Consider the following 15,319-nt stretch of genomic DNA (forward strand, 5'->3'; position numbering starts at 1 on the left):
TATGTACCAATACACCTCTTTCGACACCCAGTTCGTGAAACAGCGTGCCGCACAGTTCCGTGACCAGCTCACGCGCTGGCAGACGGGCAAGCTGAGCGAGGACGACTTCCGCCCCCTGCGCCTGCAAAACGGCTGGTACGTGCAGCGCTACGCCCCCATGCTGCGCGTGGCCGTGCCCTACGGAGAGATCGCCAGCCGCCAGCTGCGCGTGCTGGCGCAGATTGCCCGCGAATACGACGAGCCCGAAGCCGCCGTCTTCAAGGCCGCCATGGAAGGCCAGGGCAAGCTGGGCACCACGTTCCTGCCCACGCACTGCGCCCACTTCACCACCCGCACCAATGTGCAGTTCAACTGGATTCCGCTGTCCAAAAGCGCCGACGTGATGGACCTGCTCGCCAGCGTGAACCTGCACGGCATCCAGACCAGCGGCAACTGCATCCGCAACACCACCACCGACGCGCTGGCAGGCATCGCCGTGGACGAGATCGTGGACCCCCGCCCCTATGCGGAGCTGATCCGCCAGTGGTCCACGCTACACCCCGAGTTCGCGTTTTTGCCCCGCAAGTTCAAGATCGCCATCACCGGCGCCAAGGACGACCGCGCGGCCACCGGCTGGCACGATGTGGGCCTGCACCTGGTCAAGAACGATGCAGGTGAGATCGGCTTCAAGGTGTTCGTGGGCGGTGGCATGGGCCGCACGCCAGTCATCGGCACCGTGATCCGCGAGTTCCTGCCGTGGAACCAGATCATGAATTACATCGAGGCCATCGTGCGCGTGTACAACGAGCACGGCCGTCGCGACAACAAGTACAAGGCCCGCATCAAGATTCTGGTGAAGTCCGAAGGCCAGCAGTACATCGACGATGTGGAAGCCGAATACCGCCAGATTTTGGAGATCGACGGCGGCCCCCACACCATCCCGCAGGCCGAATTTGACCGCGTGGCCGCCTGCTTTGTGCCACCCAAGCTGGCCGACATCGCCGACGTGGCCCCTGCAGCCTTGCAGGCATCGCTGGACGCACAGGCGGCAGAGCATGTGATGTTTGGCCGCTGGCTCAAGCGCAATGTGCACGCCCACCAAAACGCCCAGCTGCGCGCGGTCACCCTATCGTTCAAGCGCCCCGGCCAATCGCCCGGCGACGCCACCAGCGACCAGCTCATCGCACTGGCCGACCTGGTGGACAAATACTCCGCCGGCGAAGCCCGCGTGACGCACGACCAGAACGTGCTGCTGCCCTGGGTGCACGCCAGCCGCCTGTTCGACCTGTGGCAAGAAGCCAAGGCCCTGGGCCTGGCCAGCGCCAACGTGCAGCTGCTGACCGACATGATCGCCTGCCCCGGCGGCGACTTCTGCGCGCTGGCCAACGCCCGCTCGCTGCCGATTGCCGAGGCCATCACCCAGCGCTACCAGGACCTGGACGAGCTGGATGACATCGGCGAGATCGACCTGCACATCAGCGGCTGCATCAACAGCTGCGGCCACCACCACAGCGGCCATATCGGCATCCTGGGCGTCGATAAAGACGGCAAGGAGTGGTACCAGGTCACGCTGGGCGGCTCCGACGGCTCTGACCTGTCGGGCGCTGCCGTGGCCGGCAAGGTGATTGGCCCATCGTTCTCGGCGGCCGAAGTGCCGGATGTGATCGAGGCCGTGCTCGGCACCTACCGCGACCTGCGCGAAAGCGGCGAGACCTTCCAGAACACCGTGCGCCGCACTGGCCTCGACCCGTTCAAGGAAGCCGCCAAGCAAGCACGCCACAAAGAACCAGAAACCGCTGCCGCCTGAGCCCCGCAGCGCCGTACAGCACAGCCCCACAGACATGATGTTGAAACTAATCGCCGCCCAAGACCACCAGCCGCCTGCCGATGGCGACGCCCGCGCCGTGGCCCTGCCCAACGATGCCGATGCGCTGGCCCTGCCGCTCGATGGCGTGGACCGTGTGGATCTGCACTTCCCCAACTTCACCGATGGCCGCGCATTCAGCCAGGCCTTCTTGCTGCGCCGCCGCCGTGGCTTTACGGGCGAGATCCGCGCCACCGGCGATGTGCTGATCGATCAGCTGGTGCAGATGCAACGCACGGGCTTTTCGAGCGCCGTGCTGCGCGAGGGCGTGGACGCTGCCGATGCGCAGCGCCAGTTTGAACGCTTCCCTGGCTTCTACCAGGGCGACGCCGTGAACCCCCAACCCCTGTTTGCCGCCCAGTCCGCCTGACAGGCGCACTGCCCGCGCGCCCGCTGCACCAAAACACGAGCCCCCTCACCATGAGCCAAATCGATCTCGCACGCATCAACACCGACCTGGGACGCAACGCGCCCGCCCTGGTGGAATGGGCCCTGGGCCTGGGCAAGACCAGCATCGTCACCACCAACTTCCGCCCCTTCGAAGCCGTGATCCTGCACATGGTCACGCAGGTGAATCCTGACGTGCCCGTGGTCTGGATGGACAACGGCTACAACACCGAAGCCACCTACCGCTTTGCCGACGAAGTGACCCAGCAGCTGGGGTTGAAGCTGAAGATCTACCTGCCCCTGCGCTCGCGCGCCCACCGCGAAGCGGTGGACGGCCCTACGCCCGCGCTGGACGACCCACGCCACGCCGCCTTCACCGAAGAGGTAAAGCTGGAGCCCTTTGCCCGCGCCCTGCGCGAGACCGCACCGCAAGTCTGGTTCACTGCGCTGCGCGCCACTGACACCGCCGTGCGCGCGCAGATGGACCCGGTGAGCATCAACCCCGACGGCCTCATCAAAGTGGCTCCGCTGCTGCACTGGTCGTCCAAAGACCTGCACGAGTACTGCGTGAAACACGGCCTGCCCAACAACTTCGACTACGTGGACCCCACCAAGGGCGAAGACAACCGCGAGTGTGGCCTGCACATTGCCCACTGACCCCAGGTCCGACCATGAATGCCCGCACCGACTCAGCGCTGCTTGAGAAAACCAACAACATGAGCTACCACCTCAACAACTCCCACCTCGACGCCCTGGAAGAAGAAACCATCTTCATCCTGCGCGAAGTCGCCGCCGCCTTCGAGCGCCCCGCCCTGCTGTTCTCGGGCGGCAAGGATTCGCTGGTCATGCTCAAGTGCGCCGAAAAGGCCTTTGGCGCGGGCCGCATCCCTTACCCGCTCTTGATGATCGACACGGGCCATAACTTCCCTGAAGTGACGGACTTCCGCGACTTCCGGGCCAAGGAACTGGGCGCCGAACTCATCGTGCGCAGCGTGGAAGATTCGATGGCGCGTGGCACCGTGCGCCTGGCCCACCCCGGCGAGTCGCGCAACGTGCACCAGTCGGTCACTCTGCTCGAAGCGATTGAAGAGTTCCGCTTTGACGCCCTGATCGGCGGTGCCCGCCGCGACGAGGAAAAGGCGCGCGCCAAGGAGCGCATCTTCAGCCACCGCGACAGCTTCGGCCAATGGCAGCCCAAGGCCCAGCGCCCCGAGCTGTGGACCCTGTTCAACACCCGCCTGCAGCCCGGCGAGCACTTCCGCGTGTTCCCCATCAGCAACTGGACCGAGCTGGACGTGTGGCAGTACATCGACCGCGAGCAGATCGGCCTGCCCAGCATCTACTACACGCACAAGCGCCAGGTGGTGAACAAGAAGGGCCTGCTGATGCCGGTGACCGAGCTGACCCCGCCGCGTGAGGGCGATGTGGTGGAAACGCGCGATGTGCGCTTCCGCACCGTGGGCGACATCACCTGCACCGCCCCCGTGGAAAGCACCGCAGCCACCCCGGCCGAGATCGTCATCGAGACCCTGGCCGCCGACGTGAGCGAGCGTGGCGCCACACGCATGGACGACAAGACATCGGATGCTTCGATGGAGAAGCGCAAGAAGGACGGGTATTTCTGATGACCGCTATCAATTCAATAGCTACTGGCGCAAACAACACTAGCGCTACCGGCCAAAACGACCATATTTCCGCCCTCAAGTTCATCACTTGCGGCTCCGTCGATGACGGCAAGAGCACGCTGATCGGCCGCCTGCTGGTGGACAGCAAGGCCGTGCTGCAAGACCACCTGGCCGGCGTTCAGCGCCAGGGTGAGACCGACCTGGCCCTGCTGACCGACGGCCTTTCCGCCGAGCGCGAGCAAGGCATCACCATCGACGTGGCCTACCGCTACTTCGCCACGGAAGAGCGCAAATTCATCATTGGCGATGCGCCCGGCCACGAGCAGTACACGCGCAACATGGTGACGGCCGCCAGCAGCGCCGACGCCGCCGTGGTGCTGGTCGATGCGACCAAGCTCGACTGGAAGAACCCTGGCCTCGCATTGCTGCCGCAGACACGCCGCCACAGCCTGCTGGCACATTTGCTGCGCGTGCACTCGCTGGTGTTTGCCGTGAACAAGCTGGACGCGGTGGAAGACCCCGCGCTGGCCTGGAAGCATATTCAAGGCGCACTGCAGGCCTTTGCCCAGGCGGCAGGCATCACCGTGCGCGCCATGGTGCCGGTCTCCGCCCTCAAGGGCTGGAACGTGGTGGACGCCCACGCAGGCTGGTGCGGCTATGACGGTCCTACCCTCCTGCAAGTCTTGGAAGAACTGCCCAACACCCCGGCAGACACCGCACTGGCACCGGCCTTCCCGGTGCAGTGGGTCGAGAAGTTCTCGTCCTCGTCGGACACCAGCCAGGGCCGCCGCGTGTTCTGGGGCCGCGTGGCCGCCGGCAGTTTTGCGCCCGGCACGGCGGTGCAGATCTTCCCCAGCGGCCAGCTCGCCACCGTGGCCCAGGTGCTGGACCACGCCCGCCGCCCCAAGGACGTGCCCGCAGGCACCAGCGCGGGCATCATCCTGGACCGCGAGGTGGACGTATCGCGCGGCGACTGGATTCTGGCAGCGCCCACACCCGCTGCAGCCCCAGCCGATGACGACTTTGGTGACACGCCCGCCGCCACCCCGGCCTGGCCCGCCAGCCGCGAGCTGCGCACTACCGTCGCCTGGATGGACGACGAGCCCCTGGTCGCAGGCCGCGTGTACTGGGCGCTGCATGGCCACCGCTGGGTCAAGGCCAAGGTCAAGGCCGTGGTGCACAAGCTCAACATCAACACGCTGGCCGAAGAAGCCGCCACGCAGCTCGATCCCAATGCCATCGGCCATGTGGACCTGCTGCTGCAGGAGGCGATTCCCGCCGCAGCATTCAGCCAGGCCCGCGTGCTGGGCTCGCTGATTCTGGTGGACACCGCCAGCCACAAAACCGCTGGCGCCGTGCTCGTCAACTGATCCAGATCAGCGCCCCAAGCCCCAGTCACCCCATCGGGGTGAGGGACCCTGCAACCAAAGGTCGGTGAAAGCTTTTAAAATCGAGGGTTTTCACCGACCCACACAACTCCTGTCATGACCCACGTCGTTTCCGAAAACTGCATCAAGTGCAAGTACACCGATTGTGTGGACGTGTGCCCCGTGGACTGCTTCCGCGAAGGCCCGAACATGCTCGTCATCGATCCCGATGAGTGCATCGATTGCGCCGTCTGCATCCCCGAGTGCCCGGCCAACGCCATCTTTGCCGAAGAAGACCTGCCGGCCGACCAGATCGCCTTCATCAAGCTCAACGCCGACCTGGCCTTTGCCGACGGCTGGAAGAGCATCACCAAGCGCAAGCCGGCGCTGCCCGACGCCGACGAATGGAATGGCAAGCCGGGCAAGGTCAACGAACTAGTCAAGTGACCCCCCTGAGTCGCTTCGCGCCATCCCCCAAGGGGGACGCCACCAGTGGCCTGGCAAAGCCAGTTCCACGGTGGCACAGGTCTTTGGCAGCGCCAGTTTCGGGCGCTGCGCGCGTGGCTTGAGCATGATTCAAGATACCGACGCCGTCGTCATCGGCGCGGGACCCGTGGGGCTGTTCCAGGTCTTCCAGCTGGGCCTGCAAGGCATCACCGCCCACCTCATCGATGCCCTGCCCCATGCCGGCGGCCAGTGCGTCGAGCTGTACGGCGACAAACCCATCTACGACATCCCGGGCATCCCGGTGTGCACCGGGCGTGAGCTGGCGGGTCTGCTGCTGCAGCAGATTGCGCCGTTCAAGACCCAGTGGCACCTGAACACGCTGGTGTCGGCGCTCACCGGGCAGGCCGATGGGCGCCTGCTGGTCGAAACCTCGCAAGGTGCGCAACTGCTGGCCCGCAGCGTGTTCATTGCCGCAGGTGTGGGCGCCTTTGTGCCGCGCACGCTCAAGGTGGACGGCATCGAGCGCTTTGTGGGCACCCAGGTCCACTACCAACACCTGCCCGCGACTGCGGATGTGGCCGGGCGCCACGTCGTCGTGCACGGCGGCGACGAGCCCGCCGTGGCCCGCGCCGTGGATCTGGCCGAACAAGGCCAGGCCGCACGCGTCAGCCTGCTGCACCGCCGCGACGTGTTCCAGGCGCCTGAAGCCCTGCTGCAACGCCTGCAGCAATTGCGCGATGCGGGCCGTATCCACGTCGAGGCCGCACAGATAACCGGCATTGACACTGCGGGCGACCGCCTCACCGCACTGCAGGTGGTGGATGCCGACGGCAGCACCCGCGCCCTGGCGCTGGACCTGCTGGTGGCCGTGCTGGGCATCTCGCCCCGCCTCGGACCCATTGCGGACTGGGGTTTGGCCATGGACCGCAAACAACTGGTGGTGGACACGGAAGCCTTCCGCACCAGCGTGCCCGGCATTTACGCCGTGGGCGACATCAACACCTACCCCGGCAAACGCAAGCTCATCCTGTGCGGCTTCCACGAAGCCACGCTGGCGGCCTTTGGTGCGGCCGAGGTGCTCAAGGGCGATAAGGTGGCGCTGCAATACACCACCACCAGTCCGCGCCTGCACCAGTTGCTGGGCGTGGCGCTCGCCCCTGCTGCTGCCTGACCGGGCGCACAGCGGCCACACACACCACTACAATCCGCAGCGCGCTGCTTTTGCAAGCGCTACCGCTAGGGGTGTCGATGTGGGCCCGCCCGCTTCGACTGAGAGAGTCCCTTTGAACCTGATTGAGGTCATCCTCGCGCAGGGAAGCAAGTCCGCCATGGCACGGCCCTGAACACGTCAGGGCGCACTGGTGGGCGGCCCCTGCTCTGTATCTGCTTACGGAGCCATTCCATGTCCTCATCGCCTGCCACGCACGCCACCAACGAAGCGCTGGCTCCCGTCTCCCCCGACCGCCGCGTTTTCCTGTGGCATGACCACGCCTCGCTCTGGTTCAGCCTGGGCGTGGGCCTGCTGGTCATGCAGGTGGGTGCCTACCTGATGCCTGCGCTGGGCACCAAAGAGGCACTCATCGCCATCGTCGCCGGTTCCATCGTGGGCGCGGGCCTGCTGGGCTGGGTGGCCAAGCTGGGATGCGACAGCGGCCTGGCCAGCGCCGGGCTGATGCATGCCGTGTACGGCCGCACGTTTGCCAGCCTGCCGATCATCCTGAACATCGTGCAGCTGGTGGGCTGGGGCACGTTCGAGCTGGTGGTGATGCGCGATGCCACCGTGGCCATCGGCCAGCAGTCGGGCGCCATGGCCGGTGCCCACTGGCCGGTGCTGGCGACGCTGCTGTGGGGCGGCGTGGTGATGCTGCTGATCAGCGGATCGATGGTGCAGCTGGTGCGCAAGCTGATTGCGCGCATTGCCCTGCCGCTGGTGGTGTTGTCGCTGCTGTGGCTGTCGTGGCAGTTTCTCTCGCTGGCGCAAACCCAAGGTTTTGAAGCGCTGTGGACACGCCAGGGTGCGGGCGGCATGGGCGTGCTGCCCGCGCTGGATCTGGTGATTGCGATGCCCATCTCGTGGCTGCCACTGGTGGCCGACTACGCCCGCCATGGCAAGAACGGTGGCTCAGCGCTGCGCGGCACGTGGCTGGGCTATGCGCTGGCCAACATCTGGTGCTACAGCCTGGGTGTGCTGGTGGCATTGACCTTGCCCAGCCAAGACCTGGTGCAGGCGCTGCTGCTGGCCCAGGGCGGGCTGATTGCGCTGTCGCTGATCCTGATCGACGAGGTGGACAACGCCTATGGCGACGCGTATTCAGGCGCCGTGTCGGCCCATAGCCTGCTGCCGCGCTGGGGTGTGCGCGCCTGGGGCCTGCTGGTGGCCGCGCTGTGCACCGGGCTGGCGCTGGTGCTGCCCATGCACAGCCTGGAACCGTTTCTGCTGCTGCTCAGCTCGGTGTTCGTGCCGCTGTTTGGCGTGATCCTCGGGCGTCTGGCCTTTGGCACCGATGCGCCCGCCCTGCTGGCGGCGGCGCGCAAGGTGAATGCAGCGCCCGTAGCCATTTGGCTGGCCGGCATCGCGGTGTACCACCTGGCGCCCAAGGTGCTGCCTGATGCGGGCTCTGCGCTGCCCGCGCTGGTGTTCAGCTTTGTGCTCGCCTGGGCCACGAGGCCCAAGGCACACTGAACCAATCAATCACTATAAAAAGATGAGCGCTCAGCGCATGATTGACTAGCGCTTGAGCCTCAAAACACCCAAAAATCGCTCTACAGTGCCTGAAACACCCGCTGCGCCACGGGCGCGTAGCCGTGGTTGAGCGGGCCATGGCCGTGGCCGGTGGTGACATCCGCCCCGGCAGCAATGGCCCCCAGGATGTAGGCCCGTGCCTGCTCCACGGCCTGCTGCAGCGGCTGGCCCAGTGCCAGCTGCGCGGCAATCGCGGACGACAGGGTGCACCCGGTGCCATGCCCGTTGTGGGTGGCAATGCGCTGTGACTGCAACCGGTGGCCCTGTCCTTGTGCGTGTTCCCCGCCTTGCACGGCCAGCACATCCACCACCCAGTCGCCCGGAAGGTGCCCGCCTTTGAGCAGCGCGGCGCGGGCGCCCAGTCGCAGCAGGTCTTGCGCGGCCAGCTCCAGCGCCTCCACGCCCTCGATGCTGCGCCCCAGCAGCCAGCCGGCCTCATCGAGGTTGGGCGTGACCACTTCGGCCAGCGGAAACAGCTCCTGGACCAGCACGGCCACCGTCTCCTGGGCAATCAGCCGATCGCCACTGGTGGCCACCATCACCGGGTCCAGCACCACGTGCGGCAGCTGATAGGTCCGAATGGCTTCTGCCACCACGTGCACCACGTCCGGTGAGTGCAGCATGCCGATCTTGACGGCGTCCACGCCAATGTCCTGCACCACCGCATCGATCTGGGCCTTGAGCATCTCGGGCGGAATGCCGTGGATGCCCGTCACCCCGCAGGTGTTCTGGGCCGTGATGGCGGTGATGGCCGTCATACCGTAGCAGCCCAGCGCACTGAAGGTCTTGAGATCGGCCTGGATGCCCGCGCCGCCGCCGCTGTCAGACCCGGCAATGGAGAGCACGCGTGCGTAGCGGTGGCCCGTGGAGGGCAAGGAGGTCGTCGGTGAAATCATGGCAAAAATTATGGCCTATGCGCCACGTCAAAACGGGGCGCTTAAGGGATGTGCTGTAATTCATTTTCCGGACGAAACAGGGGTGTCCCACCCTAGAGCCGGTTCCAAGTCTTTTTGGAGACTGCATTGGAGTGCAATCGGGATGAGTGGATGCTTCGGGTGCGCCGCATGGGCTCATGCCCATGCAAGCAGCCGGGGCGTCCAATCGCCCGATTTCACTCCAACCCTTCGGGCAAGTGCCTTGCCGGGCGGTCTGCGGCGTTGCGGCGCTTGTTGATAGCCGAGCTATCAACTGCGCACCGCGCCTAGCACCCCTTCCCGGCAAGGTACTTGTGCAACTCCAAAAAGACTTGGAACCGGCTCTTGGCACGCGACTGAGAAATACCCTGGGGCCCGCACAGAACCCTGTGCACTGCGGCACACGCAGCAGCCCCGCTACCCGATCCAGGTCATGCTGGCGTGGGGAGTTTCCATCAACGGTGACCCCGTTTTGTCCATGGCTGCTTGCCACTACATGGACACACTGACGGAGCTATGTCACTTCCACCTTCTTCCTTTGCCATCCTGGGCGCAGGGCTCATGGGCCGTCTGCTGGCTGTGGAGCTTGCGCGTCTGGGGCACCGTGTAGACATCTACGACGCGGGCAGCCCCGCCGCCGAAAACTCGGCCGCCACCGTGGCTGCGGCCATGCTGGCCCCGCTGGCAGAGTCTGCGATCACCGACCCCGGCGTGGTGCGCATGGGCCACCACGCGCTGACCCGCTGGCCCGAGTTGCTGGCAGCCCTGTCAGAAGCGGTGTTTTTTCAGCAAGCCGGCACGCTGATCGTGTGGCACCGCCAGGACGCGGCCGAAGCCCAGCGTTTCACCCGCCAGCTCGAAAACAACCAGCGCGGCCTGCCCGAGCTGCCCGCCCTGCAAAAGCTCGACAGTGGCGCCCTGGAGCAGGTGGAGCCCGCCCTTACGCACCGCTTCAACCAGGGCCTGTACCTGCCCGGCGAAGGCCAGCTAGACAACCGCCAGTTGCTGGCCGCCCTGGTGGTGGAAATGGAGCGCCTGGGAGTGCGCATGCACTGGCACACGCCCCAGTCGCCCGAAGCCTTTACGCCCGGCGCACCCGGCCAGCCAGACCGGGTGCTGGACTGCCGGGGCCTGGGCGCCAAGGGCCAGTGGAGTGCCTTGCGCGGCGTGCGTGGCGAAGTGGTGCGCATCCATGCGCCCGACGTCACGTTGCAGCGCCCCACCCGGCTGGTGCACCCGCGCTACCCCATCTACATTGCGCCCAAGGAAGACCATCTGTTTGTCATTGGCGCGACCGAGATCGAGTCCGACGACCGCTCCCCGGCCAGTGTTCGCTCCACCCTGGAACTGCTGAGCGCCGCCTATGCGGTGCACCCCGGCTTTGGCGAGGGCCGCATCCTCGAGCTGGCCACGCAGTGCCGCCCCACGCTGCCCGACAACCTGCCCGCCATCCGCCAGACCCGCCCGGGCGTGCTGGAGATCAACGGTCTGTACCGCCACGGCTTCATGATCTCGCCCGCCATGCTGGATGTGACCCTGGAGGTGCTGAACACGGGACAATCGACCCTGTCCGAACGTTTTGACCTCCGGCTGGAACTGGAGCCAGCCGCACCCGCCCCGACCGGCGTTGCAGCCCCCGCATTTGCATGAACATCTCGATCAACCAAATCCCGCACGAACTGCCCGAAGGCGCCACCGTGGCCGATGCTGTGGCCGCCATCGAAGCGCGCCCCCCGTTTGCCGTGGCGGTGAACACCACTTTTGTGCCCAACACCCGCTACGCCGCCCATGCGCTGCAGCCTGGCGACCGTGTGGAGATCATCTCGCCGGTCACGGGCGGCTGAATCAGCCAAAATTCAATCAAAAGAGCTGTAAGCGCTTATAAATCATGCACTAGCAGCTACAAAAATCATAGTAAACCAATGACCACTCCGACGCCCCAAGACCCGCTGGTGCTGTATGGCCAGACGTTCGCCAGCCGCCTGCTGCTGGGCACCTCGCGCTACCCATCGCCCGCCGTGCTCGAAGCCGCTGTGCAACGCGCCAAGCCCGCCATGGTTACGGCATCCCTGCGCCGCCAGGGCAGCAACCCGGCCGAAAGCGGCAGCAGCTTCTGGGATCTGCTGCGCAAGCTCAACGTGCCCGTGCTGCCCAACACCGCTGGCTGCCACAGCGCGCAAGAGGCCATCACCACCGCCCAGATGGCGCGTGAGGTGTTCAACACCCCCTGGATCAAACTGGAGCTGATCGGCGATGACTACACCCTGCAGCCCGACACGCTGAACCTGGTGGGCGTGGCCGAGCACCTCATCAAAGAAGGTTTTCAGGTGCTGCCCTACTGCACCGAAGACCTGGTGCTCTGCCAGCGCCTCGTCGATGTGGGCTGCCAGGCCGTGATGCCTTGGGCCGCCCCCATCGGCACCGGGCGCGGCCCGGTCAACCCCTATGCGCTGCAAACGCTGCGCGAGCGCCTGAACGTGCCCATGCTGGTGGATGCCGGGTTGGGCCTGCCTTCGCACGCCTGCCAGGTCATGGAATGGGGCTACGACGGCGTGCTGCTGAACACCGCCGTGGCTCTGGCCCAAGACCCCGTGACCATGGCCGGCGCATTTGCCGATGCCGTCAGCGCCGGGCGCGCAGCCCGCCTGGCCGGTGCCATGGCCGCACAAGACGCCGCCCAGCCCAGCACCCCCGTGCTGGGCACCCCTTTCTGGCACCACGCCCATGCATGACACCACCACCCTGGCGCAGGCCATCCTGAGCCACCACGCGGCCACCTTTGCGGGGTTTGCTCCCGAGCCCGTGCCAGCCCCCACGTTGCAGGACCCTGTCTACCTCGCCGCGCTACAGGCCTGCAGCCAATTGGGCTTCATCGCCCATGACGCAGAATGCCTGGCCCGCGCCTGGCAGGTGCGCGCGCTGCGCACTGGCAGTGCACAGCCCGAGCAATGGCCGGACGAGCCCCAGGACTTTGGCCTGCAGCGCCTTCCGCGCGCCCAGCAGTTCGCCGCGTGCCCGGAGCACCTGGGCTTGTATGCCGTACTGCCCGACGCCCAGTGGGTGGGCCGCATGGCACGTGCCGGGGTGCCCACGGTGCAATTGCGCTTCAAGTCGGACGACGCCCAGGCCATCCGGACCGAAGTTCAGGCCACCGTCCAGGCGGTGCAAGGCACGGGCGCGCTGTTGTTCATCAACGATCACTGGCGGGACGCCATCGAAGCTGGCGCCTACGGCATTCATCTGGGCCAGGAAGACCTGGACGCACTCACCGCCGAGGAACTGCAAACGCTTCATCGCTCGGGCCTGCGCCTGGGCGTGAGCACCCATGGATATGCCGAAATGGTGCGTGCCGACGCCGTGGGGCCCAGCTATATCGCGATGGGTGCAGTGTTCCCCACGACCCTGAAAAAAATGGCCACCGCTCCCCAGGGCGTGGGCAGGCTGGGCGTGTATGCGCGGCTGATGCGGCACTACCCGCAGGTGGCGATTGGTGGGATCAGCGCCGAGCAGTTCCCCAGGGTACTGGCCACTGGCGTGGGTTCCGTGGCCGTGGTGCGTGCCTTGGTCAATGCACCGGACCCTGAAGCATCGGCCGCAGAGCTGATGGCGCTGATGCGGTGACGGCTCGGTGGCGATAGCTGCCACGGCGGTTATCGCGCATCCCTCACGACCATCGCAGCGCCACCTGGATAGTCGCCGGGAGGCCGATTGGTCGCCTGCTCGCTACTTGTTGTCGGGCTTCTTCATCTGCTCCAGCTCAAGGCGGAGCTCCATGAGATCGTTCTCCATGCCAAAGCCGACCGGCTGGCCCGCTGGCGGCGGCGCCGTCACGGGCACCGGGGGCAGATCGCTCAGCGTGAGGTGGGGTGGGTCCGACAGATCGAGGTCAAGCGGAATGCCCCGCGAATCCTCGCCTAATGCTGCTGCAGGCCTGGAGGGAGTGGCTGCAGAGCGCACGGGCTCGGGCTCCTGCTGGGCCTTCATCGCAAACTCGAACTCGAGGCTGGCTGCCAGTGAATCAAGCGGCTGGTCGTCGTGCAGCGCCACCGGTTCCGGAGCTGCAGGTGCCACCAGGGTCTCGGACCGGGGCGGTGCCAGGGGCGTCGTCCGCTTGCGCGGGGGCGCTGCACCGCGCGCACTGGCGGGCGTGGTCTGTGCAATCGCCAGCAGCAGCAAAAGATCGTCATAGGCCGCCAGATCAAACGGCTCCACCGCTTCAGCGCCCGTGCGGCGGAACAGGAATTTCTCCAGCAAGCCCAGCACCGCAGGCGTTGTCCACTCGGCCTCGATCTCGGCGAGTGCGTCGGTGTAGTGGTACAGCATGCGGCCCGTGCGGTGAAAGCCCGCAAACTCCGGCACTTGCGCGTTGAAGGACTGCATGAACTGCGTTCGCAGCTGCGCAAACTCATCCACACGGCTGAGCGTGTGGTACAGCCGCAATAGCTCCAGGTAGGCCAACGGAGAGGTCTGGCGGTGCTCGGCAATGTGATTCTTCAGCACCTCGATGGCCTGCTGGTGCTCGCCCACCGAAACAAAAAATTCAGCCTGCTGCTGGATGTCAAACAGCTCTTCAGGGTTGACGATGTGGGGCGCTACCGAGGCGGCGGCCGGCGCGGAAACCGACTTCGCCTGCAAGGGAGCGGGAGCACTCGCCGCCGGGCTGGTCGCTACGAAGCGTGGTTCCACGGCCGCAGGGGCTGCCTTGCGCAGGGGCATGGCACCGGACTCGGGATTCGCCGCGACGGCATGAGGCTGGGTTTCAGACGGCAGCCAGGTGTCGCCGGGATGGGGGGTAAGACTGACCGCTTCTTCATGCGCCGATGCTGCATCGCCACGTGCGCCCAAGGCCACAGAATCGCGCCACGAACGCACTGCCTTGTCAGAGGCGCTGCGCATCCGCGACCACATCCATGCCACCCCCGCCAAGGCCAAGGCCAGCAGACCGCCCAAGGCATATACCACCGTCGCAGGAAAACGCTCCTGCTCCATCGCCTCCAGCTGCTGCTGCAACTGGCCAGCGGCTGCACGGTCCTTGGCGGCCTGTGCTCGCAATGCGGCGGTGTCTGATTCCAGCGCCTTCAACCGTTCGCCGTCTTTTTGCAATTCTTCCGGCTGCGCGTTCAACGACCTCCACAACGCAGCGGCCTGGGTGCGCAGGGCCGACATCTCTTCAGAAGGCGCCGTGGGTAGCTGCGCGGTAGAGCGCAACGCCACAGGACTGTCCAGCCAGGTATCCAGGGGCTCAACCACCAAACGCGAGCGCGCTGCAGGTGCAGCGGCCACCACCGACTTGCCAGGTGCTGCCGTGCCCACACGCACGGAAGGCCGTGCGGCAGCTGCAGAGCCGGGAGGGCGGCTCTCAGCGGAGGGCGAGCCCGAGGCCCTTGCCAGTGCAGGCGCCTTGTCACGGGGCCTGGTGGCCTGCATAGCACCGGCGGCAGCCGCAGATGCACTGCCACTGCCCTGTGAAGGCGAACGCTGTGACTCTGAAGCTGCGCTGGGGGTTGCTGCAGGAAGCCGCGCCAAGTCCACCGGGGATGCAGAGGCGGACCGGGTGACGGTGGTCGGCAAATCCGAGAGGAAGGTGTAGCTGCGCGTGGTTTTTCCGTTGCACCCTGCGGTCAGGGTCACGGTGAGAACCGGTTCATCCAGCGATACCGAGGCCAGCACGCGGACCCCTGAAGGACGCCCACGCACCTCGGGCAATGGGACCACGCGCACCTTGTTGTCACTGATGGCGTTGTCGCCTGCCACCAGCTTGGCCGTGACGCAGGACGATGCGACATCCGTGCCCGGGTCGGGCTGCAACTCGAACGAGAGATCGACCGGGGCGCCCAACACGACCGTACCACTACCATTGCCCAGGGACAGCGCCGAAGCACCGGCTGCAAGCGCCCACAATCCTGGTCCAAAAACGGTGTTACGGATTTTCACAATCAATTCTGTTTTTCGGTCCGGAGGATTCTTGCACATAAGACCCAGATAAGGCCAGA

The 15,319-nt window shown here is 66.0% G+C and carries 14 protein-coding genes and 1 riboswitch; of the genes, 12 read left to right on the forward strand and 2 right to left on the reverse strand.

Features of this window, described 5'->3' with window-relative positions:
• Nucleotide 1 precedes the first annotated feature (1 nt).
• From C8C96_RS17880 to C8C96_RS17915, 8 genes are all read left to right on the forward strand, one after another.
• Nucleotides 2-1,786, forward strand: a complete 1,785-nt coding sequence (locus C8C96_RS17880) for a nitrite/sulfite reductase (protein WP_121943178.1) — start codon at nt 2-4, stop codon at nt 1,784-1,786.
• 40 nt (nt 1,787-1,826) lie between these two features.
• Nucleotides 1,827-2,213 (forward strand): DUF934 domain-containing protein, encoded by a 387-nt coding sequence (locus C8C96_RS17885; RefSeq protein ID WP_121944077.1) that lies wholly within the window; start codon nt 1,827-1,829, stop codon nt 2,211-2,213.
• 50 nt (nt 2,214-2,263) lie between these two features.
• Nucleotides 2,264-2,887: a phosphoadenosine phosphosulfate reductase family protein gene (locus C8C96_RS17890; RefSeq protein ID WP_121943179.1), complete on the forward strand. Its 624-nt coding sequence runs from the start codon at nt 2,264-2,266 to the stop codon at nt 2,885-2,887.
• A 14-nt stretch (nt 2,888-2,901) separates the two neighbouring features.
• Complete coding sequence (gene cysD / locus C8C96_RS17895) at nt 2,902-3,855, forward strand: sulfate adenylyltransferase subunit CysD (protein WP_121943180.1); 954 nt, start codon at nt 2,902-2,904, stop codon at nt 3,853-3,855.
• Nucleotides 3,855-5,225, forward strand: coding sequence for a sulfate adenylyltransferase subunit 1 (locus C8C96_RS17900; protein WP_121943181.1), 1,371 nt, complete (start codon nt 3,855-3,857; stop codon nt 5,223-5,225). The genes cysD and C8C96_RS17900 overlap by 1 nt, the downstream gene beginning before the upstream one ends.
• Nucleotides 5,226-5,339: 114 nt before the next feature.
• Nucleotides 5,340-5,669 carry a ferredoxin FdxA gene (fdxA, locus tag C8C96_RS17905; RefSeq protein ID WP_055393870.1) on the forward strand — a complete coding sequence of 110 codons (330 nt, stop codon included), beginning with the start codon at nt 5,340-5,342 and terminating at the stop codon, nt 5,667-5,669.
• Between the two features lie 124 nt (nt 5,670-5,793).
• Nucleotides 5,794-6,840, forward strand: a complete 1,047-nt coding sequence (locus C8C96_RS17910; protein WP_121944078.1) for an NAD(P)/FAD-dependent oxidoreductase — start codon at nt 5,794-5,796, stop codon at nt 6,838-6,840.
• 57 nt (nt 6,841-6,897) lie between these two features.
• Nucleotides 6,898-7,002: riboswitch (TPP riboswitch) on the forward strand.
• Nucleotides 7,003-7,071: 69 nt separating this feature from the next.
• On the forward strand, nt 7,072-8,352 hold the full coding sequence (locus C8C96_RS17915; RefSeq protein WP_121943182.1) for a cytosine permease: 1,281 nt from the start codon (nt 7,072-7,074) through the stop codon (nt 8,350-8,352).
• An 80-nt stretch (nt 8,353-8,432) separates the two neighbouring features.
• Here the strand turns inward: C8C96_RS17915 and thiD are convergent, their stop codons facing one another.
• The gene (thiD, locus tag C8C96_RS17920) at nt 8,433-9,308 is read right to left on the reverse strand and encodes a bifunctional hydroxymethylpyrimidine kinase/phosphomethylpyrimidine kinase (protein ID WP_121943183.1); all 876 of its coding nucleotides are present in this window, start codon (nt 9,306-9,308) and stop codon (nt 8,433-8,435) included.
• Between the two features lie 534 nt (nt 9,309-9,842).
• Between thiD and thiO the strand changes: the two genes are divergently transcribed.
• The 4 genes from thiO (at nt 9,843) to C8C96_RS17945 (ending at nt 12,947) form a co-directional block, all read left to right on the forward strand.
• Nucleotides 9,843-10,976 (forward strand): glycine oxidase ThiO, encoded by a 1,134-nt coding sequence (thiO, locus tag C8C96_RS17930; RefSeq protein ID WP_121943184.1) that lies wholly within the window; start codon nt 9,843-9,845, stop codon nt 10,974-10,976.
• Complete coding sequence (gene thiS / locus C8C96_RS17935) at nt 10,973-11,170, forward strand: sulfur carrier protein ThiS (protein WP_056067422.1); 198 nt, start codon at nt 10,973-10,975, stop codon at nt 11,168-11,170. The genes thiO and thiS overlap by 4 nt, the downstream gene beginning before the upstream one ends.
• Before the next feature lie 78 nt (nt 11,171-11,248).
• Nucleotides 11,249-12,058, forward strand: a complete 810-nt coding sequence (locus C8C96_RS17940; RefSeq protein WP_108498154.1) for a thiazole synthase — start codon at nt 11,249-11,251, stop codon at nt 12,056-12,058.
• Nucleotides 12,051-12,947 carry a thiamine phosphate synthase gene (locus tag C8C96_RS17945; RefSeq protein ID WP_108498155.1) on the forward strand — a complete coding sequence of 299 codons (897 nt, stop codon included), beginning with the start codon at nt 12,051-12,053 and terminating at the stop codon, nt 12,945-12,947. The genes C8C96_RS17940 and C8C96_RS17945 overlap by 8 nt, the downstream gene beginning before the upstream one ends.
• A 102-nt stretch (nt 12,948-13,049) precedes the next feature.
• Here the strand turns inward: C8C96_RS17945 and C8C96_RS17950 are convergent, their stop codons facing one another.
• Complete coding sequence (locus C8C96_RS17950; protein WP_233584267.1) at nt 13,050-15,167, reverse strand: hypothetical protein; 2,118 nt, start codon at nt 15,165-15,167, stop codon at nt 13,050-13,052.
• Nucleotides 15,168-15,319 lie beyond the last annotated feature (152 nt).

The sequence above is a fragment of the Acidovorax sp. 100 genome (assembly GCF_003688355.1).
Taxonomy (GTDB): Bacteria; Pseudomonadota; Gammaproteobacteria; order Burkholderiales; family Burkholderiaceae_C; genus Acidovorax; species Acidovorax delafieldii.